Source organism: Williamsia maris (assembly GCF_024171815.1).
Classification (GTDB): domain Bacteria; phylum Actinomycetota; class Actinomycetes; order Mycobacteriales; family Mycobacteriaceae; genus Williamsia_A; species Williamsia_A maris.
Window position 1 is genome coordinate 923,576 of the sequence record NZ_JAMTCJ010000001.1, and the last position, 24,543, is coordinate 948,118.

General features: G+C 66.6%; 25 protein-coding genes and 3 tRNA genes. 17 read left to right on the forward strand and 11 right to left on the reverse strand.

The genetic code is table 11. The features are described 5' to 3' along the window. Positions 1 to 79 precede the first annotated feature (79 nt). Positions 80 to 907, reverse strand: coding sequence for an SDR family NAD(P)-dependent oxidoreductase (locus LX13_RS04330; RefSeq protein WP_253660057.1), 828 nt, complete (start codon positions 905 to 907; stop codon positions 80 to 82). Between the two features lie 96 nt (positions 908 to 1,003). On the opposite strand from LX13_RS04330, the gene LX13_RS04335 reads away from it, so the two are divergent. The 3 genes from LX13_RS04335 to LX13_RS04345 all read left to right on the forward strand — a co-directional run bounded on the left by LX13_RS04335 (position 1,004) and on the right by LX13_RS04345 (position 4,192). Beyond that, a complete protein-coding gene (locus LX13_RS04335) occupies positions 1,004 to 1,915 on the forward strand; it encodes a LysR family transcriptional regulator (RefSeq protein ID WP_253660058.1) in 912 nt (303 codons plus the stop codon). 82 nt (positions 1,916 to 1,997) lie between these two features. Then, a complete protein-coding gene (locus tag LX13_RS04340; RefSeq protein WP_253660059.1) occupies positions 1,998 to 2,795 on the forward strand; it encodes an SDR family NAD(P)-dependent oxidoreductase in 798 nt (265 codons plus the stop codon). Between the two features lie 137 nt (positions 2,796 to 2,932). Next, a complete protein-coding gene (locus tag LX13_RS04345) occupies positions 2,933 to 4,192 on the forward strand; it encodes a hypothetical protein (RefSeq protein WP_253660060.1) in 1,260 nt (419 codons plus the stop codon). Here LX13_RS04345 and LX13_RS04350 read toward each other — a convergent pair. Then, positions 4,173 to 5,189, reverse strand: coding sequence for an aldo/keto reductase (locus LX13_RS04350; RefSeq protein ID WP_253660061.1), 1,017 nt, complete (start codon positions 5,187 to 5,189; stop codon positions 4,173 to 4,175). The two genes, LX13_RS04345 and LX13_RS04350, sit on opposite strands and share 20 nt — an antisense overlap. 29 nt (positions 5,190 to 5,218) lie before the next feature. Then, on the reverse strand, positions 5,219 to 6,103 hold the full coding sequence (locus tag LX13_RS04355; protein ID WP_253660062.1) for a helix-turn-helix transcriptional regulator: 885 nt from the start codon (positions 6,101 to 6,103) through the stop codon (positions 5,219 to 5,221). A 131-nt stretch (positions 6,104 to 6,234) separates the two neighbouring features. On the opposite strand from LX13_RS04355, the gene LX13_RS04360 reads away from it, so the two are divergent. Genes LX13_RS04360 through LX13_RS04370 form a run of 3 tightly spaced genes read left to right on the forward strand, consistent with a single transcriptional unit; the run spans position 6,235 to position 8,033 of the window. Continuing rightward, complete coding sequence (locus LX13_RS04360) at positions 6,235 to 6,705, forward strand: GAF domain-containing protein (protein ID WP_253660063.1); 471 nt, start codon at positions 6,235 to 6,237, stop codon at positions 6,703 to 6,705. A 33-nt stretch (positions 6,706 to 6,738) separates the two neighbouring features. Continuing rightward, positions 6,739 to 7,329: a TetR/AcrR family transcriptional regulator gene (locus LX13_RS04365; protein ID WP_253660064.1), complete on the forward strand. Its 591-nt coding sequence runs from the start codon at positions 6,739 to 6,741 to the stop codon at positions 7,327 to 7,329. 20 nt (positions 7,330 to 7,349) lie between these two features. Beyond that, a complete protein-coding gene (locus LX13_RS04370; protein ID WP_253660065.1) occupies positions 7,350 to 8,033 on the forward strand; it encodes a type 1 glutamine amidotransferase domain-containing protein in 684 nt (227 codons plus the stop codon). A 67-nt stretch (positions 8,034 to 8,100) separates the two neighbouring features. On the opposite strand, the gene LX13_RS04375 is transcribed toward LX13_RS04370, so the two are convergent. Further along, positions 8,101 to 8,688 carry a TetR/AcrR family transcriptional regulator gene (locus LX13_RS04375; RefSeq protein ID WP_253660066.1) on the reverse strand — a complete coding sequence of 196 codons (588 nt, stop codon included), beginning with the start codon at positions 8,686 to 8,688 and terminating at the stop codon, positions 8,101 to 8,103. A gap of 128 nt (positions 8,689 to 8,816) precedes the next feature. On the opposite strand from LX13_RS04375, the gene LX13_RS04380 reads away from it, so the two are divergent. The 6 genes from LX13_RS04380 (at position 8,817) to LX13_RS04405 (ending at position 15,178) form a co-directional block, all read left to right on the forward strand. Then, the gene (locus LX13_RS04380; RefSeq protein WP_253660067.1) at positions 8,817 to 9,704 is read left to right on the forward strand and encodes an alpha/beta fold hydrolase; all 888 of its coding nucleotides are present in this window, start codon (positions 8,817 to 8,819) and stop codon (positions 9,702 to 9,704) included. A 61-nt stretch (positions 9,705 to 9,765) separates the two neighbouring features. Beyond that, entirely contained in the window at positions 9,766 to 10,485 is a 720-nt protein-coding gene (locus LX13_RS04385; protein WP_253660068.1) for an SDR family oxidoreductase, read from the forward strand. A 142-nt stretch (positions 10,486 to 10,627) separates the two neighbouring features. Beyond that, the gene (locus tag LX13_RS04390; RefSeq protein WP_253660069.1) at positions 10,628 to 11,626 is read left to right on the forward strand and encodes an NADP-dependent oxidoreductase; all 999 of its coding nucleotides are present in this window, start codon (positions 10,628 to 10,630) and stop codon (positions 11,624 to 11,626) included. A gap of 56 nt (positions 11,627 to 11,682) precedes the next feature. After that, on the forward strand, positions 11,683 to 12,516 hold the full coding sequence (locus LX13_RS04395; protein ID WP_253660070.1) for an SDR family oxidoreductase: 834 nt from the start codon (positions 11,683 to 11,685) through the stop codon (positions 12,514 to 12,516). A gap of 101 nt (positions 12,517 to 12,617) precedes the next feature. Further along, positions 12,618 to 14,249, forward strand: a complete 1,632-nt coding sequence (locus tag LX13_RS04400; protein ID WP_253660071.1) for an AMP-binding protein — start codon at positions 12,618 to 12,620, stop codon at positions 14,247 to 14,249. Positions 14,250 to 14,284: 35 nt separating this feature from the next. Further along, positions 14,285 to 15,178 carry an alpha/beta fold hydrolase gene (locus tag LX13_RS04405; RefSeq protein ID WP_253660072.1) on the forward strand — a complete coding sequence of 298 codons (894 nt, stop codon included), beginning with the start codon at positions 14,285 to 14,287 and terminating at the stop codon, positions 15,176 to 15,178. Between the two features lie 11 nt (positions 15,179 to 15,189). Here LX13_RS04405 and LX13_RS04410 read toward each other — a convergent pair whose 3' ends face one another. Next, a complete protein-coding gene (locus LX13_RS04410) occupies positions 15,190 to 15,786 on the reverse strand; it encodes a TetR/AcrR family transcriptional regulator (protein WP_253660073.1) in 597 nt (198 codons plus the stop codon). Positions 15,787 to 15,857: 71 nt separating this feature from the next. Here LX13_RS04410 and LX13_RS04415 point away from each other — a divergent pair, with 71 nt between their 5' ends. Further along, positions 15,858 to 16,844 (forward strand): ATP-binding cassette domain-containing protein, encoded by a 987-nt coding sequence (locus LX13_RS04415; protein WP_253660074.1) that lies wholly within the window; start codon positions 15,858 to 15,860, stop codon positions 16,842 to 16,844. Then, positions 16,841 to 17,674, forward strand: a complete 834-nt coding sequence (locus LX13_RS04420) for an ABC transporter permease (protein WP_253660075.1) — start codon at positions 16,841 to 16,843, stop codon at positions 17,672 to 17,674. The genes LX13_RS04415 and LX13_RS04420 overlap by 4 nt, the downstream gene beginning before the upstream one ends. A gap of 30 nt (positions 17,675 to 17,704) precedes the next feature. Here the strand turns inward: LX13_RS04420 and fdhA are convergent, their stop codons facing one another. Next, positions 17,705 to 18,922, reverse strand: a complete 1,218-nt coding sequence (gene fdhA, locus LX13_RS04425) for a formaldehyde dehydrogenase, glutathione-independent (RefSeq protein WP_253660076.1) — start codon at positions 18,920 to 18,922, stop codon at positions 17,705 to 17,707. A 209-nt stretch (positions 18,923 to 19,131) separates the two neighbouring features. On the opposite strand from fdhA, the gene LX13_RS04430 reads away from it, so the two are divergent. Together LX13_RS04430 and LX13_RS04435 are read left to right on the forward strand one after the other, a co-directional pair. Continuing rightward, the gene (locus LX13_RS04430) at positions 19,132 to 20,310 is read left to right on the forward strand and encodes a GTP pyrophosphokinase (protein ID WP_253660077.1); all 1,179 of its coding nucleotides are present in this window, start codon (positions 19,132 to 19,134) and stop codon (positions 20,308 to 20,310) included. Between the two features lie 188 nt (positions 20,311 to 20,498). Further along, positions 20,499 to 21,248, forward strand: coding sequence for a hypothetical protein (locus LX13_RS04435; protein WP_253660078.1), 750 nt, complete (start codon positions 20,499 to 20,501; stop codon positions 21,246 to 21,248). Positions 21,249 to 21,308: 60 nt separating this feature from the next. Here LX13_RS04435 and LX13_RS04440 read toward each other — a convergent pair whose 3' ends face one another. The 5 genes from LX13_RS04440 to LX13_RS04460 form a co-directional block, all read right to left on the reverse strand. Further along, positions 21,309 to 21,599 carry a DUF6966 domain-containing protein gene (locus tag LX13_RS04440; protein ID WP_253660079.1) on the reverse strand — a complete coding sequence of 97 codons (291 nt, stop codon included), beginning with the start codon at positions 21,597 to 21,599 and terminating at the stop codon, positions 21,309 to 21,311. A gap of 117 nt (positions 21,600 to 21,716) precedes the next feature. After that, positions 21,717 to 21,790 (reverse strand) — tRNA-Phe (locus LX13_RS04445). Positions 21,791 to 21,859: 69 nt separating this feature from the next. After that, positions 21,860 to 21,933 (reverse strand) — tRNA-Asp (locus LX13_RS04450). 61 nt (positions 21,934 to 21,994) lie between these two features. Next, positions 21,995 to 22,067: transfer RNA gene (locus LX13_RS04455), tRNA-Glu, on the reverse strand. 113 nt (positions 22,068 to 22,180) lie between these two features. Beyond that, positions 22,181 to 23,695 carry a DHA2 family efflux MFS transporter permease subunit gene (locus LX13_RS04460; protein ID WP_253660080.1) on the reverse strand — a complete coding sequence of 505 codons (1,515 nt, stop codon included), beginning with the start codon at positions 23,693 to 23,695 and terminating at the stop codon, positions 22,181 to 22,183. Between the two features lie 103 nt (positions 23,696 to 23,798). On the opposite strand from LX13_RS04460, the gene LX13_RS04465 reads away from it, so the two are divergent. Continuing rightward, positions 23,799 to 24,473 (forward strand): TetR/AcrR family transcriptional regulator, encoded by a 675-nt coding sequence (locus LX13_RS04465; RefSeq protein ID WP_253660081.1) that lies wholly within the window; start codon positions 23,799 to 23,801, stop codon positions 24,471 to 24,473. Positions 24,474 to 24,543 lie beyond the last annotated feature (70 nt).

Consider the following 24,543-nt stretch of genomic DNA (forward strand, 5'->3'; position numbering starts at 1 on the left):
ACATGGGTGAAACAGCGCGAGGCCGATGATGCTTCCCGAAGACAACGCGAGCAGGCGGGGCCCCGTCACCGCGCGCCCCTCATGACTCCTCGGCTTCGACGGGGTTGCCGAATGCACGTCGGGACACCCGCTGCCAGGCACGCCAGGTGTCCAGCCGTTCCCGGTAGAGCGCCTCGATCTCGTCGAACACCCGACCGAGGATCAGTCGGGCCGGGGGCTCCGCGGCATCGACGAGGTCGAGAATCGCCGACGTGGTGGCGTCCGGGTCGCCGACCACGAAGTCGTTGGCGAGCTGCGCCCGCACTGGCTCGTAGGCGTCCGACGGTGCGCTCTGACGCGAGCCACGTGAGAGCCAATCGGTGGCGTAGGGCCCCGGCTCCACACACGTCACGCGGACGCCGAACGACTCGACCTCCTGGCGTAGCGACTCCGAGATCCCCTCGAACGCCCACTTCGACGCGTGGTACGCACCGATGCCGGGAAATGCCCGCACCCCACCCTCACTCGAGATCTGCAGGAGCCGGCCACCTCCTTGCCCGCGCAGCACCGGCAGCACCGCCTGGGTGACCCACACCGCCCCGAAGAAGTTGGTCTCCATCTGCGCCCGCAGCTCGTGCTCGGTCAGTTCCTCCACCATCCCGAAGTGGCCGTAACCGGCGTTGTTGACGACCACATCGATCCTCCCGAAACGTTCGCGGGCGTCGGCCACCGCGCGAAAGACCGCGTCACGATCGGTGACATCCAACCGAAGGGGGTGGACTGCGTCGGGATACCTCTCGACGAGGTCGTCGAGGGACGAGACGTCACGCGCAGTCGCCGCGACCCGGTCCCCTCTCCCCAGGGCGCCCTCCGCCCAGAGTCGGCCGAAGCCGGTCGAAGTGCCGGTGATGAACCAAACCTTGCTCATGTGTGTCTCCTCTCGCACTCCACACTCCCGTCGCCGCTCACCTGCCACAAGCGAATGTCTGGCATATGAGCCATTCCGTTCCGGCATCATGGCGATATGGATCTCGACGTTCATCCCCAGCTGTTCCGCGCGTTACGCGCGGTGCTCGACAACGGATCGTTCACCGCGGCGTCGGAGTATCTCGGATACACCCAATCCGCGCTGTCGAAACAAATCGCCGCTCTCGAGGACGCCGCCGGCACGCAACTGTTCGAGCGTGGGCCTCGCGGAGTGCGTCCAACGCCTGCGGCCCTCGCACTGGGACGTCGAGCGACCGCGGTGCTCGACCAACTCGAAGGAGCACAGCGCGACCTGACCGACCTCGTACAACCAGTCTCGGGCCGCGTGCGAATCGATGCGTTCCCAACTGCGGCAATGGATCTGATCCCGCATGCGATCGCGGACATCGCGGCGAAGCACCCCTCCCTCGAAGTCCTGTTCACGGAGTCGTCGACCCCACTGCAGCTCCGCAGGCTTCGTGCCGGGCGACTCGATCTCGCTCTGATCGCAGGAGGCGACGGATTGCCGGACTGGGACCTCACCGGCATCGAGACCGAACCACTGCCCTCCGGAGAACTGCGGGTCGCCGTCCACCGAGCGCATCCATTGGCCCACCACGACCGCGTCACGGTCGCCGATCTCGTCGATCAGCGTTGGATAGCGGGCCGCGGGCGCGGCGGCGAACCGCAGTTCGGGGCGTGGCCCTCGATCTCGGATCCCCATGTCGTGATCGAGCTCGAGAGTTGGTCGGCACGAATCGGGTTCGTCGCCGCGGGCATGGGCATCACCACCATTCCCGCACTGGCGACGGCCATCGTGCCGAGCAGCGTCGTCACCATCGCGGTGAACGATCCCCACACGATGGGCAGGTCGATGCTGCTCGCACGCATCGCCGGTCCGCTGGACAGCGCCACCGCCTCCGTGCGGGACGCGGTGCTGCGGCAGGCCCGGCGCATAGCCGCCCTCTGACCGGGCCTACTTCTTGATCGAAGTTCAAGACATTGTTAACCTCGGACGCCCGAGCACGAACGCCCCCACAGAGGAGCCCGCCATGCCCACGCCCGTTCGAACCGCGCTCATCACCGGAGCATCGGCAGGAATCGGTGCCGCGTTCGCGACCCATCTCGCCGCACAGGGCATCGGGGTCGTCCTCGTCGCCCGCCGCGAGGACCGGCTGACGACCCTGGCCACTGAGCTCACCCAGCGCTACGGAGTGACCGCCGAGGTGATCGCCGCCGACCTGACCGATCCCGCTGCGCCGCGCGCCATCGTCGATCGCACCCGATCCCTCGGCATCGATGTCGACATCCTCATCAACAACGCCGGACTCTCCGGCAGCAAGGCCTTCGCCGACACCCCCTTCACCGATCTGGCCGGCGAGATACAGGTGATGATCACCGCGGTGACCGAGCTCGCGCACCTCGTCGTGCCCGGCATGAAGGAGCGCGGTTTCGGCCGTATCGTCAACGTGTCCTCGCTCGCGGCGCTGTTGCCGCCGGCGGCGAGCCTGCTCTACACGGGCATCAAGTCCTACGTCCTCAACGTCTCCCAGGCGCTCGACATGGAGCTCAAGCCACACGGAATCCACGTGACCGCACTGTGCCCCGGGTTCACACACAGCGAGTTCCACGACGTGATGGGCACCCGCGACACCGCGTCGTCGACGCTGCCCGGGTTCCTGTGGCAGGAGCCGCAGGACGTCGTACGAGCAGGGTGGAATGCCGTCGAGAAGGGCAGGCCGGTCTGCGTTCCCGGGACCGTCAACAAGGTCACCGCGGTGGCCGCGAAACCGGTCCCCACCGGCCTCGGATACCTGCTGGGCAGAACCCTCAACCCGTTCAAGAACTGACCGGTCGACGCGAACGCGACAGGCTCGCCCGCCACCGGAGCGGCGGCGTCCGTGACAGCAATCACATGGGCGAACCACGTCTGCGCGCACACAATGAACGAATGGCATTTCGTGAGCAAGGCAAAGTACCTGTTCGGGTGACCGGCGGATCACTGCTGATGAACCGACTCGGCATGCAGGCACCGATGCAGATGCTGTGGTTCGTCGAAGCAGACGTCCAGCGGAGCCGCCTGGACTGGTTCGCCGACGAACTGGCGGCCGGGCCACTGGGGGCCAGGTTGGTGTCCGCCCGCGTGCCGGGCGCCCGACCGACGTGGGCCGCGAGCAGGCTGCGACCCGTCGTGACCGTCGACCCGGACGTGCCGGTCGGCGACGAATTGGTTTGGGCCGATGAGCAGATCGGCCGGTTCTCCGAAGACGACCTGCGCCATGGCGGTGGATGGCGACTGTCGGCGGCGGCGGTCGTCGACGGGACGTGGGTGGTCTCCCTCGTGGTGTCCCACACCCTCGCCGACGGTCAGGGCGTGGTGGCGGCAGCGGACGCGGCCGCCCGCGGCGATCGGGCACACGCCGTCGCCGACACCACCGGCTCCCACGTCGGGGCCGATGTGGTCGACGCACTCACCGGGGGCTTTGCCGAACACGCAAAAGTGGCTGCCGCCGGGGTGATCCAATTCCTCCCACTCCGCGAACCGGCCCGGGCGGTACGCAACGCGGTCGGGTTCCTCCGCGGCGGTGGCACCACCGTCGACATCGCGCAACCGGTCACCACCGTTGTGGCAGTCGACAGTTCAGACCTCGAGACGATCGCCGAACACGGCGGCGGAACCGCCACCGGCCTGTCGATCGCAGTGGTCGCCAACGTCGCACGGGCCGTGAGCGGAACGACATCGGGCGAGACCGCAGTGGGGATGCCGGTGTCGCGGCGTGCGGACGGCAACGCCGAGACCGGCCTGCAGGTCGGCGTCACCACCGTGCGACTCGGAGACCACACCGGCCGGTACACCGACCTGCGTGATGTCCGGGCCCGCAGCAAGAAGGCCTACGCCGCAGCCGGATCGAACACCGGCGGGATGAACGGGAAGGGACCGTTCCTGTCGAGTGTCGGGCACATCCCGGATGCCGCCGCAGATGTCTTCGAGGCTCCCGCGACGCTCATCCCCCGGGCTCAGGCCGTGCGGGTCCCGGTCGGTTTCCCACTCACCACCGATCAGCTGGGTGCGTTGCGCACGTTCAACGGACCGATCACAGCCTTCACGTTCACCAGCCTGAGCGACACCCTCGCCGACCACATCGAGACCGAGTTCGGGCACTGGGAGGTGCCGATCCGGCGACGGTGGACGACGTCGGTGACGTCGTCCGTCGGCGCGGCGTCCGCTATCGCCGACGTGCGCTGACCACCAACTCGTTGGTGCCGTAGCTGTTGTCGTCGGGATTGACGGTGACCCCGGGTGCGACGATCTCGTCGATGCGGTCGAGGACGTCGGTCGACAGCGTGATCTCGGCCGCCGGCAGGTAGGACTCGAACTGCTCCATGGTGCGGGGTCCGACGATCGCGCTGGTCACGCCGGGGTGGTTGATGACGAACGCGATCGCGAGGTCGATGAGCGCCATCCCGGCCTCGTCGGCCAACGTCGCGAGATCCTCGACCATGTCGAGCTTGCGCTGATTGGCCGCCGACGACATGTCGAACCGGGCGCTGGGACGGGCCGACGACGTCGGCGACGACGCGTTGTCCTTGCGCCACCGACCGGAGAGCCACCCGCCGGACAACGGGCTGTAGGTCAAGGTGCCCATTCCGTACCGCTGGGTGGTGGGTAGAACGTCTTCTTCGATGCCGCGCACCAGGATCGAGTACGGCGGCTGCTCGGTGACGAACCGTTCGAGACGGCGGTCACGCGAGGCCCATTGCGCCTCGACGATCTGGGAGGCGGCATACGACGACGATCCGATGTAGCGGACCTTGCCCTGATGGACGAGGTCGGTCAGAGCGCCCAGCGTCTCCTCGACGTCGACGTCGGGACTGGGTCGGTGAACTTGATAGAGGTCGATGTGGTCGGTTCCCAGACGACGCAGGGAGTTCTCGACCTCCTCGAAGATCCAGCGGCGTGACCCACCTCGATGATTCGGGTCGTCGTCCATCGGCATGAAGAATTTCGTGGCGAGGAACACCGAGTCGCGGCGTGCGGCGATGGCGCCGCCGACGATCTCCTCGGAGACTCCGGCCGAGTAGACGTCGGCGGTGTCGATGAAGTTGATGCCCGCATCGAGCGCACGGTGGATGACGGCGGTTGCGTCGGAGCGGTCGTCATTGCCCCACGGGCCGAACATCATGGCGCCCAGGCACAACGGGGAAACCTGGACGCCGGTGCGGCCCAGAGGTCGGTACTGCATTGTCGAATCCTTTGCTGGTGGAACGGGGGTCAGGAGGTGCGTTCGGTGGGGATGCGTTCCTGGCTGGCGACCCAGGAGGCCAGCATCGCGATCGCGTCGGCGGTCGGGGTACCGGCTGCCGCTGTGTAGATGTTGAGCTGCAGGCCGGGCTCCGACGGCAACTCCATGGCCTCGAAGTCGAGATCGAGGTGGCCGACCACGGGATGGTTCAGCCGCTTGCGGCCGCTGCGATGGAACCGAACGTCCTGGCTCGCCCAGTGTGTGCGGAACAGGTCACTCTGGGTGGACAGTTCGCCCACCAGCTCGATCAGCGCCTTGTCGTGTGGGTTCTTGCCTGCCTCGAGTCGCAGCATCGCAGCGGCGTCGCGGGTGATCTGGTCGTAGTCGACGAAGAAGTCGCGGGCGGCCTCCGGATGCAGGTAGATGAACCGGGTGGTGTTCGCAGGACGACGCGGGTCGTCGAGGACCGGTGAGTACAGCGCCCTGGCGAGATCGTTCATGGCGAGGATGTCGTGGCGGCCGTTGCGGATCCAGGCCGGGGCATCGCTGACGGCGTCGAGTACCTGTTGCAGCACCGGGCGGACGGTTGTCGTCGTGGTGCGCTTGCGGCGAGCGGGGCCGGCGGGTGACTGGTGGGCGAGCGCGAAGAGGTGATCGCGTTCGGCGTCGTCGAGCTTCAGCGCCCCGGCCAGGGAGTCGAGCACGCTGTCGGACGCGCCGGACAGCGAGCCGCGCTCCATCCGGATGTAGTAGTCGACCGAGACGCCGGCGAGCATCGCGACCTCCTCGCGCCGCAGCCCGGTGACGCGGCGGTTGCCGCCGTACGCGGGCAGGCCCGCTTCCTCCGGCGTGATCCGAGCGCGTCGCGAGCTGAGGAAGTCCCGGATCTCGGTGCGCAGTTCGTTCGTGCTCATGACTCGACCCTAGGAGCCGGTACCCGCAGCGGGGAGGACCTGGCAGTACCTGGACCGGGGGTCACTCCCCCACGGCGATCGAACCGCGGTGAACGACCGGATTCGTGGGATCGAATTCCTAGACTGACGAGGTGCCCGCATCGTCAGAGCCCGCCTCCGCAACCGGCGTATACCGCGCGCCCATGATCGGCGGCGCCGACCGTGCCCTCGAGCATGGCGTGTGCGGGATGTCGGCGAGCGACGAGCGTTCTCTGCGCCGCGTCGATCGATTCGAGCACGTACCCGACGGGGCGTTCGTCTGGACGCGAACCGACGACGGTGCATTTTTCCTGGGCCGTCTCTCCGGCCCGCTGCGTGAGGATCACGGCTCCGGGGCCGTCGCCGCCGACCTGACCTACGTGCGGGACTGCCGATGGACAGCCGACCCCGTTCCCGAACACGAGGTGCCCGCGGCGACCCTGCGGACGTTCGCCCGCGGAGGTCGCAACTTCCAGCAGACACACGACCCCGACGTCGGCCGACAGTCGGCAGCGATCTGGCGGGCACGCGGACCGGACTCGGCCTGGACCGACGTCGGAACGGAGATGAACCCGAACCGGTAGACGACTGGTCTACTAGCGCGTAGGGTCATTCTCATGACCGTGACCGAACAGTCCGAGACCCGCGAGGTGATCATCGCGTGCTCGCAGGTTCTGATGGCCCGAAAGGGTTACACGGCAGTCGGTCTCAACGAGATCCTGACGGCAGCTCACGTGCCGAAGGGATCGTTCTACTACCATTTCGCATCGAAGGACGCCCTCGGCGAGGCGATGCTGCGGTCGTACTTCGAGGGGTACCTCGCCGATTTCGACGAGATACTCAGTCGCGACGATCACACCTGGGCCGAGCGGATCGGCTTGTACTTCGCTTCGTGGATCGAGTCGCAGAGCAGCTTCGACTGCCAGGGCAAGTGCTTGGCGGTCAAGTTGGGCGCGGAGGTCGCCGACCTGTCCGAGTCGATGCGAGTCGCGCTGCGTGACGGGATCGGCGAGATCACGAACCGGATCGAGCGGGCGATACGCGCCGGGCTCGACGACGGATCGGTGTCATCGCCCGGCGACCCTGCGGCGACAGCCTCGGCGCTCTATGAGTTGTGGCTCGGCGCAAGCGTGGTCGCCAAGGTGAATCGCTCCACCACGTCGATGGACAGCGCGTTGGCCCACACACGCACGGTTCTGGGTATCTGACCCTCACAAAGGAGAGATAGATGAAGATTCTGATGGTTCTCACGTCGCACGACGCGCTGGGCGACACCGGCAAGAAGACCGGGTTCTGGCTCGAGGAACTCGCCGCACCCTACTTCCGGTTCAAGGACGCGGGCGCCGAGATCGTGCTCGCATCGCCCGCCGGCGGACAACCGCCCCTGGACCCGAAGAGCAACGAGCCCGACTTCCAGACCGACGACACCCACCGCTTCGAGGCGGACGACGCCGCGAAAGCCCAACTCGCCGAGACCGTCGAGCTGAAGTCGGTCAGGCCGAACGACTTCGACGCCGTCTTCTACCCCGGCGGACACGGACCACTGTGGGATCTCGCCGAGGATCGCGACTCGATCGGCCTCATCGAAACCGCCCTGCGCGCCGACATCCCGGTCGCCCTCGTCTGTCACGCACCCGGCGTCCTGCGGCACGTCACCAGCCCCGACGGACAACCGCTCGTGAAGGGCCGCACCGTCACCGGCTTCACCAACGGTGAGGAAGACGGCGTCGGGCTGACCGACATCGTCCCGTTCCTCGTCGAGGACGAACTGATCAAGCTGGGCGGCGACTACAGCAAGGGGCCGGATTGGGCGTCGTACGTCGTCCGCGACGGCATCCTCATCACCGGCCAGAACCCCAACTCGTCAGCCGAGGCCGCAACCGCGCTCATCGATCTGCTCCAGAAGGCCTGACCCACGGCGTGATCCGACCGGGCGGGAGGCGCGACGAGTCCGTCGCCTCCCGCCCGGCCGCTGGTCGTCACCCCTGATGCGCCTGATCGAGCAGCATCTCGACGGTTGATCGGGCGACCACCCATGGCTCGACATCGTCGAGCGATGTCGACAACGCGGCGGCACCCTCATAGAGAAGCGCGATCTGATGTCCGAGTCGGTCCGGATCGTCGACTCCGAGGTCCCGACACAGGTCGATGATCGCTTCGGCGAAAGCCTTTTTCTGCGTGTGGACGAACTCGGTGACCTCAGGCATCACCGAGGCGGCCTCCACGGCCGCATTGTGGAACGGGCATCCGCGGAGCCGGCCACCACCGGGTTGCGGTATCTCGAACAGCAGCATGAGACGTTCACGCGGACCGGCGCCCTGCGCCTGCCGGGGATCGACGACCATCCCGCGCAGGAACGTCAGGTACTGCTCGACCAGGTTCACCTTGCTCGGGAAATATTTGTACAACGTCCTCTTGGACACGTCCGCCTCGGATGCGATCAGCTCCACTCCCGTGGCGTTGATGCCCTCGACGTAGAACAGCCCGGCAGCCGCCGACAGGATGCGGTCCCTCGGGCCCGGTCGGCCCGCGGGCCGACTGGGTTGGCTTCGCGTCGCATTGGCCATCTGGATCACCGCTCACTTCGTTCTCACTGATATCGGTGCCAAATTTACACCGATCGGTTTACAAATGCGAGACGACCACTTATCGTCGTCAGTACACCGATCAGTTTACAGCGTCGAAGAGGTCAGCAATGAGCAGCAACGAGCACGCCACCAACCACACACGCCCGTCGACCGGCGATCCGAAGGTGTTGTGGGCCAACGTCCCCACGCGCACCGTCTCGGTCGGAGGCACCGACTTCGCCTACCGGGCCTACGGTCCGGACCGCGGCGTACCCGTCGTCTTCCTCCACCACCTCACCGCAAACCTCGACAACTGGGACCCGCGAGTGATCGACGGGATCGCCGCACACCACCGGGTGGTCGCGTTCGACAACCGGGGCGTGGGCGCATCCGGGGGCACCACCCCCGACACCATCGAGGCCATGGCCGCCGACGCGATCGCGTTCATCGACGCGATGGGACTCGAGAAGGTCGACCTGCTCGGCTTCTCGATGGGCGGCTTCATCGCCCAGGTCATCCTCGCTCTCCGGCCCGAGCTGGTCGGCAAGGTCATCCTGACCGGCACCGGTCCCGCCGGGGGTGTGGGCATCGACAAGGTGACGCGGGTGTCGTACACCGACTCGATCAAAGCGGTTCTCACGGGCAAGGATCCGAAGCAGAATCTCTTCTTCACTCGCACCGAGAACGGCAAGGCTCGATCGCGTGAGTTCATCGCACGGTTGAAAGAGCGGACCGAGAACCGTGACGACGCGGTGTCGGTAAAGGTGTTCCGGACCCAGTTGCGCGCCATTCACACCTGGGCATTGCAGACCCCGGCCGATCTGAGCACGATCACGCATCCGGTGCTGGTGGCCAACGGGGACGACGACCGTATGGTGCCGACGAGCAACTCACACGACCTGGCCCGACGTCTCCCGAATGCGACCCTGCGGATCTATCCGGACGCCGGTCACGGCGGAATCTTCCAGGAGCACCACCAATTCGTCTCGGCCGCACTGGAATTCCTCGCGGACTGACCGCACGCGATCACCCGTCGGCGCCGCGGGTGCCGACTCATCCCGACAGAAAGTCATCACCATGCCCACTCTCCACGACTCCGTGGTCCTCGTGACCGGAGCCAACGGCGGCCTCGGCCGGCAGTTCGTCACCCAGGCCCTGGAACTCGGCGCCCGAAAGGTGTACGCCGCAGCGCGATCTCCCCGCGACTGGGACGACGAGCGCGTCGTCCCGCTGCGCCTCGATGTCACCGACGGCGAATCCATCGCCGCCGCCGTCGCGGCCGCACCCGATGTGACGGTGCTCATCAACAACGCCGGCGCGGTCCCACCCACGGCCAGTCTCGTCGAACTGCCCGAGGCCGACCTGCGCGCCAACATGGAGACCAACTTTTTCGGGCCGGTCCTGCTCGCGCAGGCGTTCACCCCGGCGCTCTACGCCGCCCGTGACGCCGTGCTCATCGACATCCACTCGGTGGCCAGCTGGTTCGCCTTCGGTGGCGTCTACAGCGCGTCGAAAGCGGCGCTGTGGTCGGCGACCAACTCGCTGCGCCTGGAGCTCGCGCCGAAGGGTGTCCACGTCGTCGGCGTGCACATGGGATACGTCGACACCGCGATGGCGGCCGACGCAGAGTGCCCCAAGTTGGCGCCGGCGGATCTTGTCGCGCAGATCTACGACACGGTTGCCGCAGGCGGTTACGAGGTGATCGGCGACGCCCTCACCGCCGGCGCCAAGGTCGGCCTGAGCGGGACCATCGAGGACATGTACCCGGGCCTGCGCACCGTCGGGGCCTCGTCGTGACCTCCTGCGGTGATGCTCGCTCGGACTTCGCGCTCCACTTTTGTCGCGACGCTCCACTTGTAAGTGGAGCGTGGCTCGGGAACCGGAGCGCGAACCGGATCCTGAGCGATCTCACGTCTGCTCGACCCGAGAAGAGGATCCGTTGAAAGCGTTCGTCATCGACAAGTACAAGGGCCCGGTCCACGCCGCCGAGGTGTCCGTCCCCGCGGTAGGACCGCGCGATGTGCTCGTCAAAGTCGTTGCCGCGAGCGTCAACCCGCTGGACACGTTGGTGCGCAGCGGTGAGTTCAAGCAGCTGCTCAAGTACAGGTTGCCGCTCGTCCTGGGCCACGACGTCGCGGGAACCGTGATCAAGATCGGCAGTGCGGTCACCGGGTTCGCGATCGGCGACGACGTCTACTCCCGCCCCCGGGATCTGCACATCGGCACCTTCGCCGAGTTCATCGCCATCGACGAGGCGGATGTCGCACGCAAACCGTCGAACCTGTCGTTCACCGAGGCGGCGGCGGTCCCGCTGGTGGCGCTCGCGGCCTGGCAGATCCTGGTCGAGCGCGGCAACGTCGGCCCTGGGTCGAGGGTGCTGGTACACGGCGGAGCCGGCGGACTCGGTTCGACGGTCATCCAACTGGCCAAGTACCTCGGTGCGCATGTGGCCACCACGGCAGGAACCAGCTCGATCGACCTGGTGACCGCTCTGGGAGCCGATGTCGTGGTCGACTACCGGAAGGCCGACTTCGCCGACGTGCTCTCCGGTTACGACCTGGCCATCGACGCCGTCGGCGGCGACAACCTCATGAAGACACTGACTGTCCTGAAACCCGGTGGACTCGCCCTCGGTGTCACCGGGCCGCCTGATGCGGGATTCGCGAAGCAGCTCAACGCGCCCAAACCGTTCGAGTGGGTGCTGTCGTTGCTCAGCCGGAAGGTACGCGCGGCAGCGAAGATGGCCGGCGTGACGTACTCATTCTTCTTCATGCGCGCCGATGGTGCGCAGCTCGCGTCATTGGCAGTCCTCTACGAGGCCGGACACCTGCGACCGGTCGTGGACACGACCTTTTCGTTCGATCAGACCCACGAGGCCATCGCCTACGTCGATGCCGGCAAGTCACGAGGCGGCAAGGTCGTCATCACCCACGACTGATCCGCGGCTGCCACCGGCAATCCCGGTCTCCTCTCCACTCACACGAAAGGTTCGACATGTCTTCAGTACTGGTCACCGGAGCAGGACGCGGTATCGGCCTTGCGATCACCAAGCGAATGAGTGCCGCAGGGTGGACGGTGTACGCCACCGCCCGCTCCTCCTCGGCCCTCGCCGAACTCGACGCGCTCGACAACGTCATCGGCATCCCCCTCGACATCACCGATCGTGACGCCATCGCCGCACTTCCCCAGCATCTCCCGACGACGCTGGACGGGGTCGTGAACAACGCAGGCATCATCGTCAGCGGACCCGTCGAGGGGCTGTCGATGGACGAGTTGTCGAAGCAGTTCGACGTCAACGTCGTGTCGCAGATCGCGGTCACGCAGGCGGTCCTCCCGGCTCTGCGAGCCGGCCATGGCCGGATCGTGTTCATCTCGTCGGTCAGCGGTCTGATCACGACCCCCGGCACCGGCGCCTACAGCGCGTCGAAGTACGCCGTGGAATCACTGGCCGATGCCCTACGGATGGAGCTGCGGCCCTGGAAGATCCCCGTCTCACTCGTCGAGCCCGGTCCGATCAAGACCGACATGTGGGGCGGGATGCTCGACGACCACGACGCGATGGCCGCCAAACTGACCGACGAGATCCGCGACCTCTACGCCGCGCATCTGACGGGGAGCCGAAAGCTGCTGGGCCGCATGCAGAAACTCGCCGCCGACCCGAAACGTGTCACCAAGGCCGTCGAACACGCACTCACGTCGTCGCGACCCAGGCGCCGCTACGTCCTCGACGCGGCAAGTCGTGCACAGAAGCTCATGGTGGGAATGACACCCACCGCGGTCACCGATCGCGTCCTCGCGGCCGCCACCACTTCACGGCATTCTCGCTGAACCTATATACAGACAGCTTTTGTCCGTAATAGAGTGCGGGATGTGAGACGACTACGCCGTGCCGCCGAAATCCCTTCCGTGACCGGCCGCCGGGCGCTCCCATGACCATCGGTAGCCACCTGGTGACGGGCGCACGTTCCGCGGTCGAGGCCTCGGTGGAGGGCGTTCGTGGTGTGTCCGTGCTGGTCAGGCGGGGACTCTTCGACCTGCGCCGACCGGACCACGCCCTGCACGCGTACCGGTGCGCGGAGAAGTGGGGTCCACTGGCCGGCACCGTCGCGCATCGCGCCTGGCTGTCGCCCGATGCCGTCGCCATCGTCGACGACGACGGTCCGGTGACCCACCGCGAACTCGACGAATCGTCGAACGCACTGGCCCGGGCACTCGTGGAGGGTGGATTGGGCGAGACATCGGTCGTGGCGGTGCTCGCGCGAGATCATCGCGGTCTGGTGGTCCCCATGCTCGCGGCCGCGAAGATCGGGGCCCGCCTCGTACTGCTGAACACCGGAACGGCCGGGCCGCAGCTTGCCGAGGTGGTCGATCGCGAGGGTGTGGCCATGCTCATCCACGACGTCGACTTCGCGACGGTGGTCGAGGCCGTACCCGCCTCGGTGCCACGGATGCTCACCCACCCGGGCCCTGTCGTCACCCACTCGACACGACCGTTGACCCCGCCCACGACTCCCGGCGGGTTGGTGCTGCTCAGCAGTGGCACGACCGGCACTCCGAAAGGCGCTCCTCGCGAGCGTGTCTCGATCCTGCAGTCGGCGGCATTTCTCGACCGTGTCCCGCTTCCCAGCGGTCGCCCGATGGTGATGGCGGCACCGATCTTCCACGGCACCGGATTGTCCCAGTTCATCCTGGGCCTGGCGCTGGGATGTACCGTCGTGCTCCGTCGTCGATTCGACGCCGAGGCCACCGTGGCTGCGGTCGCCGAGCATCGAGCCGCGTCACTGATCCTGGTGCCGACGATGCTGCAGCGGATCCTCGACCTCGACCCCGACGTGCTCGCCCGCCACGACACGAGCTCGTTGTCGGTGATCCTCTCCGCCGGTTCGGCATTGCCGATCGACCTGAGCCGCCGCGCTGCGGTGGCATTCGGTCCGGTGCTGCACAACCTGTACGGGTCGACCGAGGTCGCCGTCGCCCTGGTGGCCACACCTGACGAACTGCGGCGTGCGCCCGGCACCGTCGGCCGACCCCCGGTGGGGTGTCAGGTGTCCGTCCTCGACGATGCAGGCCTACCGATCACCGAACCCGGCGTGGTTGGCCGCGTATTCGCCCGCAGCGCACTCAGTTTCAGCGGATACACCGACGGTCGCCACAAGGAGATCGCCGACGGCAAGTTGTCGACCGGCGACGTCGGGCACGTCGACGACGAAGGATTGTTCTTCATCGACGGCCGCGACGACGACATGATCGTCTCGGGCGGGGAGAACGTCTATCCGCTCGAGGTGGAGAACCTCCTGACCGAACACCCGCACATTCTCGAGGCGGCCGTCGTCGGCGTGGACGACCCCGACTACGGCTCTCGTCTACGCGCGCACGTCGTTGTCGCGCCGGGCCACACCCTCGACGCTGACGCGGTTCGCGCCCACGTCAAGGACAACCTGGCGCGATACAAGGTGCCCCGTGACGTCGTGTTCGTCTCCGAGCTGCCGCGCAATGCGACCGGAAAGGTGCTGCGGCGGAATCTGACTGACCCGACATCCACCGACACGGCCCATCCGTGAGCGCGGCGTGGTCGGACCTCCGCTCCGTCGTGGCCATGTTCGCACCGACGCGCGCCGTGCCACAGCTACCGGCGCCCGTGGTGCCGTGGACCGAGACGACCGTCGTCGACCTCGGCGAACGCGGCCGCCTCACCGTGCGGCACACGCCGGGCATCGCGGCGTCGACCACGATGCCCGTCGTGCTCCTGCACGGCATCACCCTCGTGGCGGACGTCAACTTCTTCGCGCTCGCGGATCTGTTCGGCGCGGACCGGCCGGCGATCACCTTCGACCTCCCGAACCATGGGACGGGAATCCGCGTCGACGAGTTCACCTTCGACGCGGCCGCCGATGATGTGGTCGCGGTGTTGGACCAGCTCGGCGTCGAGCGGGCGGTGGTGTGCGGGTACTCGCTCGGCGGTATCACCGCCATGGTCATCGCCGATCGTCATCCACGCCGTGTTGCGGGAGTCGTGGTGCAGGCCGCGGCGATGCGGTACGGGGTCGCGGTGCGCGAGCGGCTGTTCCTGCAGTCGGTTGCCGCTGTCCATCGACTACGACTCGATCAGGCCACCCGCACCCTGCCGGCCCGCTACTGGCGCGCCAGTGGCCGCACCAGTGTCGCTGCCGCAGCGCGATGGTCGTGGGTTCGCCAGCAGTTGTCGGTGACCGGGAGAATTCAGCAGTCGACCGTGTGGGACGCCGTCCGACGTGCGGATCATCGGGGATTGCGATCATCCGCTCCGACCGCGGTCCTGGTGCTGAAAGCCGATCGCGTCTGCCCACCCAAGCTGCAACGAGAGACCGCGAAACTGCTGCGGGGCCGGCGCTTCGATCTCGAGGCGGACCACGATCTGCCGGTCGCGGATCCGAGCGCCTACGCGTCGATCACGGACGAGGCGCTGCGGTGGGTGTTCGGATCCATCGCCGAGCAGGATGCCGCTCGCTAGCGCAGCCCCGGTCAGCCCAATCGGCGCACGATCGCGCTCAACTGCTCTGCCGCCCGCTGACGAAACTCCGCCGACCGCGGGTCCAGACCTGTGAGGCGTTTCGCCTCGGCCGGAAAGAGGCTGCCGGACACCGTCATCGCCTCGAGGAACAACAACACGAAGGCCGGGTCGAGCTCGTCGCCGATCTCCCCAGCGCGCTGCCGTCGGCGTAGATCGACCACCTCGACCGAATCGGGCTCGTACTCGACGTCCCCGGGATCCTGATCGAGGTTCTCTCGCAGAAAGATCCGCTCGAGATCCGGGTTGTCCCCGAACGCGGCGAAGTACCGCAGTGCGAGTTCGGGCAGAGGTGTGTCCGGGGTGTCGAACTCGGCCACCAGCGCGTGCCTGCGTTCGGTGACCGCGTTGTACAGACCCTGCTTCCCGCCGAAGTAGTACGCGATGAGCTGTTTGTTGACCCCGGCCCGAGTGGCGATCGCGTCCACGCGCCCGCCCGAGTACCCCTTCTCGGCGAACTCCGCCTGAGCCGCATCCAGAAGTGCCGCTCGACTGCGTTCGGCGTCTCGAACGCGCGTGGAGGGTTCGGGGTGTCGACGTGGGCCCGGCATTCGTCAACCGTACATCACACTTAGTCACCCATTTGGTTGACAAATGTTCTCGGCGGGCGCACGGTTGCACCATGGAAGCAATGCTGCAGGCCCAGGGCCTGATCAAGACCTATGGCACCGTGCGGGCCCTGGATCGGGTAGATCTCGAGGTCCCATCGGGGCAGGTGTTCGCGCTAATGGGACCGAACGGCGCGGGCAAGACCACCCTGGTGCGGGCCATCGCCACGCTGACGCGTCTCGACTCGGGCACGCTTCGTGTCGCCGGCCACGACGTTCGGACCGACAGCCAGTCAGTCCGTCGGGCAATCGGTCTGGCGGGGCAGTTCGCGGCGGTCGACCCCGCGCTGACCGGGCGAGAGAACCTCAGGATGATCGCGAGACTGTTCGGGCACGACCGTCGAGGGGCGCGCGACGCCACCGACCGGGTCCTCGATCAATTGGGTCTCACCGACGCCGGTTCACGAACGGTGCGCACCTACTCCGGCGGGATGCGCCGGCGTCTCGATCTGGGCGCCAGCCTCGTCGGCGCGCCGAAGCTCCTGTTGCTGGACGAGCCGACCACCGGACTAGACCCCAGAAGCCGTAACGAGTTGTGGACGGCGTTGGAGGAGCTGGTATCTCAGGGCACCGACGTCATGCTGACCACCCAGTACCTGGACGAGGCAGATCGGCTCGCGGATTCCATCGCGATCATCGACCGGGGCCGGATCGTGGCGAACGGAACTGCCGAGGAGTTGAAGACCCAAGCGGGCCAGGATCTTCTCGACGTCCGCCTCCATCACTCCGAGGACCTCGTCCGTGCAGCCGAGTTGATCGGCGGCCAACCCACGATCGACCACGCCGAGCGACGCATCACCGCACCGGTACGCGACGGCGCTCCCGAGATGCTCGCCCGCGCCGGGTCATTGACCGACGCCGGCATCGACATCGCCGACGTGGCCCTCCGCCGACCCAGCCTGGACGACGTGTTCCTGGCCCTGACCGGACACCTGACCGAGGGCTCCCCCGATCCGGACGACAACTCCACCAGCGCAACCACACCGAAGGAAGCCGCATGAGCGCGACCACAACTGCCGGCGCCCCGACGGCATCGGTGAACACGCCGGTCGGGACCGCCGGAGCGATCACCACCGTCGGCGCTGTCGCGCTGCGCACCGGCCTGAAGATCCTTCGCAGCCCACAGATACTGGGCATCGCCATCGCGCAGAGTGTGCTGTTTCTGCTGATGTTCCGCTATGTACTCGGCGGCGCCATCAGCACGAGCGGCAGTTCTTACGTCAACTACTTCACTCCGGGCTTCGTCGTCGTCACCGTGCTGTTCAACGCCGGCGGTGGAGCGGTCGCCGTGGCCGAGGAGGCAGCAGCCGGACTCTACGACCGACTGAGATCTCTCCCGATCCCCGACGCAGCGGTACTGGCCGGCCGCGCCCTGGCCGATGCCGCCCTCGTCTTCGGCGTCGCCGTCATCACCCTCGGACTCGGCTTCGCGGTCGGATTCCGCAGCAGCGCAAGCGCGGCCCAGTGGATCACCGCGATTGCACTGCTCGCCCTGGTGTCGATCACCACCGGCCTCATCTTCGTGTGGGTCGGATTGGCAAGCGGCTCAGCGCAGGCGGCCAACGGGCTCGGCTTGATCAGCGTTCCGTTCTCGTTCCTGTCCAGCGCGTTCGTCCCCATCGACTCGATGCCCGGCGTCGTGCAGGCCTTCGCCAAATGGCAACCCCTGACGTTCTTCACCGACTCCTGGCGCGGTCTACTTCTCGGGCCATCCGTGACCGACACGCTGGATCATCCGCTCGCCTTCTCCGTCGTCGGCTCACTCATCTGGTGTGCGGTGCTCGCACTCGTTGCGACACCCCTCGCGCTGCGCAGCTATCGCAAGGATTGAGCTCGGATGTCCAGCTCGGCGAGGTGAACCTCACGCAGCGAGCATGCCGTGTGGGTCGATGACGAACTTCCGGGCCACACCGCTGTCGAACTCCTGATAGCCCCGCGGTGCATCGTCGAGGGTGATGATCGTGGCGTTGACCGCCTTGGCGATCGAGACACGGTCGGCGAGGATCGCATTCATCAACTCGCGGTGGTACGACATCACCGGACACTGTCCCGTGGCGAACGACAGCGACTTGGCCCACCCGGTGCCGAGACTGAGTGAGAGCGCGCCACGCTGCGCGGCGTCGTCGACACCCCCGGGGTCGCCGGTCACGTAGAGCCCGGGAATACCGATCCCGCCACCGGCGGTCGTGACATCCATCAGCGAGTTCAAAACTGTGGCCGGCGCCTCCTGGCCGGAATCGGCTCCGTGCCCCTTTGCCTCGAAGCCCACGGCATCGACGGCCGCATCGACTTCGGGGATTCCGAGGATCTGCTCGATCTGGTCTTGTGGTGACCCCTTGCTGACGTCGACCGTCTCACACCCGAAGGACCGCGCCTGGGCGAGTCTGTCCTCGTTCATGTCACCGACGATCACGACGGCCGCGCCCAACAGTTGCGCACCCACCGCTGCGGCGAGACCCACCGGACCTGCGCCGGCGATGTAGACCGTCGAGCCGGGCTTGGCGCCTGCAGTGATCGCTCCGTGGAAACCGGTCGGGAAGATGTCCGACAGCATCGTCAGGTCGAGGATCTTCTCCATGGCTTGATCACGGTCGGGGAACTTCAGAAGGTTGAAATCGGCATAAGGTGCCATGACGTACTCCGCCTGGCCACCGACCCAGCCGCCCATGTCGACGTAACCGAACGCCGACCCCGGCCGGTCCGGGTTCACGTTCAGGCAGATACCGGTCTTGCGTTCTTTGCAGTTGCGGCAGCGACCGCAGGCGATGTTGAACGGGACCGAGCAGAGGTCACCGACCTTCAAGAACTCGACGTCGCGTCCGACTTCCACGATCTCACCGGTGATCTCGTGGCCGAGTATCAGTCCTTCCGGTGCGGTGGTGCGGCCTCGGACCATGTGCTGGTCGCTCCCACAGATGTTCGTCGAGACGACCTTGAGGATCACGCCGTGTTCGCACTTTCGACCCACGTTGGCCGGGTTGACACCCGGCCCGTCGGCGAGCTCGAGTTTGGGATAGGCGATGTCGTGAACCTCGACCTTGCCCGCTCCTGCGTAGCTGACTGCTCTGTTGTCTGCCATGTCGGACTCCTTTGTCCGTTAGCCAGGGACCGTTGAGCCATCGGCTGGGTCCCCGGCGAAATGTGTAGCGACATAACGCACCGCGCCATCAGCGCGAGCTTTCAGGAGCCCCTCTTTGGCCTGGCCCGAACTGAGCCGCCTCCGAGCGACTGTCCCTCCAGGCACCATAGAACGTTCTCTGGCGTCACATTGCGCGATTCGAATACATGATGTGTGCGTTGGCCTTTCAAGATCCACCTTTGCACTCCCCCGTCACCGCCGATCAGAGACACCCGGCAGGCGTGAACACCGCAGCAGGTGCTTTGCTGCCTGAGTTCTTCGATCGCGCTCCGCGGAGCGCGGCTTCGAGTCGGTGGTGTCGCGCAGCTGGTGCGACTGATCGTTCTAAGGTGTTGTCCAGACCTTCACCGGGTCCAGACCAGAAGGGAGCGACGGTGACCTCGGCAATCGAGAGATACCTTCGTGATTTCAGCCGCTTTCAGAAACTCACCGGGGCGATGGAACGGTCCGTGACGGCACGACTCACGGAGTCCTACATCGCGGTGCACGCAGTTCAGTCCCGCACCAAGGAGCCTGATTCCGCGGCCGGCAAGTTCGCACGACTCGACGAATTCGGGATTTCCATCTTCACGGATCCGCTGCACGAGGTGACCGACCTGGTGGGCGTCCGGGTGATCACCTATCTGACGTCGGACATCGCTCGCGTCGAGCAGGCGTTGACGTCGGCGTTCGAGGTGCGTCAGCGGGTCGACAAGACGTCCGTCACGCAGAACGCCGGCACATTCGGCTACGCCGGTACCCACCTGATTCTCCGCGCCGACGACGAATTCCACTTCGAGGTACAGATCTGCACGGTGCTGCAGCATGCGTGGGCCGAGATCGAGCACGGCATTCGCTACAAAGGTTCGCGCACGTCGCCGTCGGCGCCGATCGACCGCGCCTTCACGCTGGCCGCCGGCCTGATCGAGCTGGCCGACGCGCAGTTCGCTGAGGTCGACGCGCTTCACAAAAGCGATCTGGCGCATGCCCGCGCCACAGAGGAGATCGAGATCGGCACACTGCAGGAGGTGCTGACCGCCGCCCTGCCGGACGTCAATCCTGGGCGCGCGAACGCCTACGAATGGCTGATCACGCTGTTGGCCGCGAACGGCGTCACGGTGCGCGAAGATCTCGACGAGTTCCTCGCCGCCTCCGACGTCGACGCCGTCATCGCGGCGATGGACTACAAATTCGCGCCCACGCACGTCCGATTGGTCGACGATCTCCTGCTCGCCAGGTTCGGCGAGGACCACATCGAGCGGACGGCCGGCATGGCGTCGGACCGCGATCGCGAACCCAAACTCCGCTACCGGCTGGGGCGGCTCACTCAACACAGCCCGCCGAAGTGACGTTGCGATCCGTGGATAGCATCACTTAGTCGTCAAGTGATGCTTACGTCGAACGATGGCATCACATCGGGGAACCGCGGTCGCCTACGAAACGCTGCAGTGGCCGATTCCGGCCGACGCGGGTTACGCCATGGCGGATCTGCGCGCTGCGACGCCAATCGGGCGACTACCGGCCCGCGGTGCCGGCGATGATCGCCGAGCTCGAGACAGACCTGCCTGCACGCGTGCTCGCCGATGCCGACATGGCCGGTCGCGAAGTGGCGAGGTTCGACGCCGAGCTCGGAGATGAGATCGCGCCCTTCGCGTCGGTCCTGCTCCGATCGGAGTCCGTGGCCAGCTCCACCATCGAGAAATCCGCCGCATGCGCACGCGCCATCGCCGAGGCCGAAGCACTCGGTACCACCGGAGGGTGCTTTCGGTCCTCGGTGCGCCGACTTCATCGCTCCCCACCACGAACGGGTTGCGCCCGCGATCGCCGACCTGCTGGCCTTCGCGCGACGCGGCGACATCCCGACGTTGACCCACGTCGCCCCTACTTCGAGGCGCTCGGATCCTACCGAGAGGGAAACCCCGCCCCCATCGTCGAACGACTCTCCGAGGCATCGATCCTCGCCGACATCAACGACCGACACCTCGTCAGCGGCCTCCGGACGATACGCAGTCAGTGGAATTCACAGATCATTGCGCGCAGCGACTCCGCGGTCCATCGCGTCGCAGATCTGCTCATCAGACAACCGGTGTTCGACGCGCTGACTCTGCGGCGCAAACTCGGTATCACCACAGGCAACGCCCGCAGATACATCGACCCACTCGTGACGGCCGGTGTCATCATCGAGTTCACCGATCGCGCGTGCAATCGCGCCTGGCGAGCGCCAGAGGTGCTCGGTGCGCTCGACGGATTCGCCGAACGCGCCGGCCGACGCACACTCGGGACATGAGCTGGAGCACTGGCCCCTCTCCGTTGCGCTCCGCGGAGCGCGCTGACACGGCGATCGGCATCAGTTGGCGTGGCGGATCTGACGCCAGGTCTCGCCGGCAATGAGGTAGATCTCCGATTTCATCCGGTGTGCATCGCCGTCGAGCTGCAGATCGTTCAAACTGCCACTCCCACCGAAAGAGGTGAAAAGACGCTGCACAGCGTAGGGGTCTCCTGCGGCGATGGCCGGTCGGATCTCCCCGATCCGCCGCGCCCAGAAATCCACACCTGCGGTGACGAGCGCGAGTTCGAAGTCTCGTAAGAGCACCAACAGCTGTTCCGGGATATCCACACCGTCCCCGGCGTTGCTCATCACGAGGGCGGAAGGCGCTCGAAGGTGAGGGGGTGGAGGAGTCGTGAACGTGAACAGCCGGTCGACATCACACGAGACTAGGTCGTGGCTAAGGAGGCGTCACGCAGTAACAATGTGTGGCCAGAGTCGGGATCGAACCGACGACCTTCCGCTTTTCAGGCGGACGCTCGTACCGACTGAGCTACCTGGCCGTACGGCAAACATACCGACCGAAATCGGACTGCGTTGCCGCTTACGATCTCTCCTCAGAGAGATCAAAGCGACCCTGACGGGACTCGAACCCGCGACCTCCGCCGTGACAGGGCGGCGCGCTAACCAACTGCGCCACAGGGCCTTGCTTGTACAACACGTGCTCCGGCGTATCTCGAGTTGTCACCTCGAACGCCGGGTCAGCGTACCCCCTACGGGATTCGAACCCGCGCTACCGCCTTGAAAGGGCGGCGTCCTAGGCCGCTAAACGAAGGGGGCCAGTATCTCCGTGGGGAGCTAGATGAGCTTAGGACATCCCCCGTTTATTTCTCAAATCAGCTGGACACAGGCCCGGGGCCGCCGACCTCGGCGACCCCGGGAATCCACTGTGATCAGGCGTGGACGACGACCGCGTCCTCCGGCGTGGCCGGCAGCTTGCCGCTGCGGACCAGTGCGGCTGCGAGCAGTCCGCCGATGGCGAAGATGCCCGCGGCCCATCCGAACGCCGTGGTGTAGCTGTGCACGGCGGCCAGCTGGCCGGTGTACTGCGGGTTCGACGCCACCTGCGACGCGTGGTCGGTCAGGTACGACGCGACGGCACTCGAGGCGATCGTGCTGAGCAACGCGGTACCGACGGATCCGCCGACCTGCTGCATCGTGTTGACCGTGGCCGAGGCGACGCCGGCATCCTCGGCGGAGACACCGGAGATGGCGCCCTGCATGGCCGGAGCCATCGACGACCCGATACCGAGGCCCATGATGATCAGGCCGGGCAGGATGTGCGCGGCGTAGGTGCTGGTCTCGGTCAGCTGGGTCAGGTAGAGCATGCCGCCGGCGGCGACGAGCATGCCGATCGTCATCAGCCAGCGCGGACCGAACCGGGGCAGCAACACTGCCGTCGACATCGTCGCGGTGAGCACCAGGGCGCCGATCATCGGCAGGAACGCGAGTCCGGTGCTGATGGGGCTGAAGCCGAGGTTCTGCTGCAGGTAGTAGGTGAGGAACAGGAAGATGCCGAACATCCCGATGCCGGCGATGAACACCACCAGGTACGAACCACCGCGGGTGCGGTCGAGGACGATGCGCAGCGGCAGCAGGGCGTGCGCGGTGCGGGACTGTAGGTAGACGAACGTCGCGAGGAGCACGGCACCGGCGACCAGCCAGGTGATGGTGGCCCAGTCGGCCCAGCCGTTGGTCTCGGCATTGGAGAAGCCGTAGACGATCGAGAACAGTGCGGCCGAGACGGTCACGACACCGGGCATGTCCAGACGAGGCCGGACGGCTGCCTTCTGCGAACCGATGAACAGCAACGCGCCGACGAGTGCGATCGCGGCGATCGCCAGGTTCACGTAGAGGCACCAGCGCCAGTCGGCCCACTCGGTGAGCATGCCGCCGAGCAGCAGACCGATGGCACCGCCACCGCCGGCGATCGCGCCGAAGATGCCGAACGCCTTACCGCGCTCCTTGGGGTCGGTGAAGGTGGTGGTCAGCAGTGACAGGGCCGCGGGTGCGAGCAGCGCTCCGAAGACGCCCTGGCCGGCACGGGCGAACACCAGCATCTCGAAGTTCACCGCTGCGCCGCCGACGGCGGACATCACGGCGAAGCCGACCAGGCCGACCATCAGCGTGGTGCGCCGGCCGAAGATGTCGGAGAGGCGGCCGCCGAGCAGCAGCAGGCTGCCGAAGGCGAGTGCGTAGGCGGTGACGATCCACTGACGGTCGGCATTGTCGAAGCCGAGCGACGCCTGGGCGTGCGGCAGTGCGATGTTCACGATGGTGGCGTCGAGCACCACCATCAGCTGTGCGAGTGCGAGGACGCCGAGGATCACCCAGCGGAGCCGGTGGTGCCGGTCCCCTGCGCTCTCTCCGACTCCCTGCGGGTCGAGCTCTTTGCTCAATGTGGTCATGAGATTCTCCGTGTTCTGAAATCTAGCGGAGGAACGACCTCCGGTTACGAAGATCACGGTAGCACTAAGTGGAGGTTTGAGCTCCAGTTGATATGGTGTGAGTATGACCACTACCGATACGACTGTCGGGACGGCCGCGATCCGGCCACTCCGCGCAGACGCCGAACGCAACCGCCTGCGCATCATCGCCGCAGCTCGCGAGCTGTTCGCCGACCGTGGGCTCGAGGTGACGCTCGACGACGTGGCCGCCCACGCGGGAGTGGGCGTGGGCACCGTCTACCGCCGTTTCGACAACCGCGACCAGCTCATCGAGGGCGTCTTCGTCGAGCATCTACACGAGGTGGCGACCCGCCTGACCGCTGCCCTCGAATCACCGGACACGTGGAACGGGGTAGTCACGCTCTTCACGTACGTGGGCGAATCGATGGCCGGTGACCGCGGATTGGCCGCGGTGATGATGCGTATCGACCACACCGCCCCGGCCATCGAGACGGCCAAGCTGGCGATGACGTCGCTGATCGAGCAGGTGCACCGACGGGGTGTGGACGAGGGCGTCCTGCGGCCGGAGATCGAGCGCACCGACTTCTTCGCGTTCTTCACCATGCTCTCGGCCGTCGCCGACGTCACGCAGTCGACCGCGCCCGGCACGTGGCGTCGCTACCTCGAACTCATGCTCGACAGCATCCGCGCCGACGGGAACCGACAGCCATTGGCGACACCGGCTCTCACCGACGCCCAGATCCGTCAGGCCCAGGCAGCGCGCTGCCAGACCCGCTGACATCCGACGCGACGCAGCCGTCGAGCCATGTCAGCCGACGACGTGCGCGTCTGTAAACTTCTCTCCGATG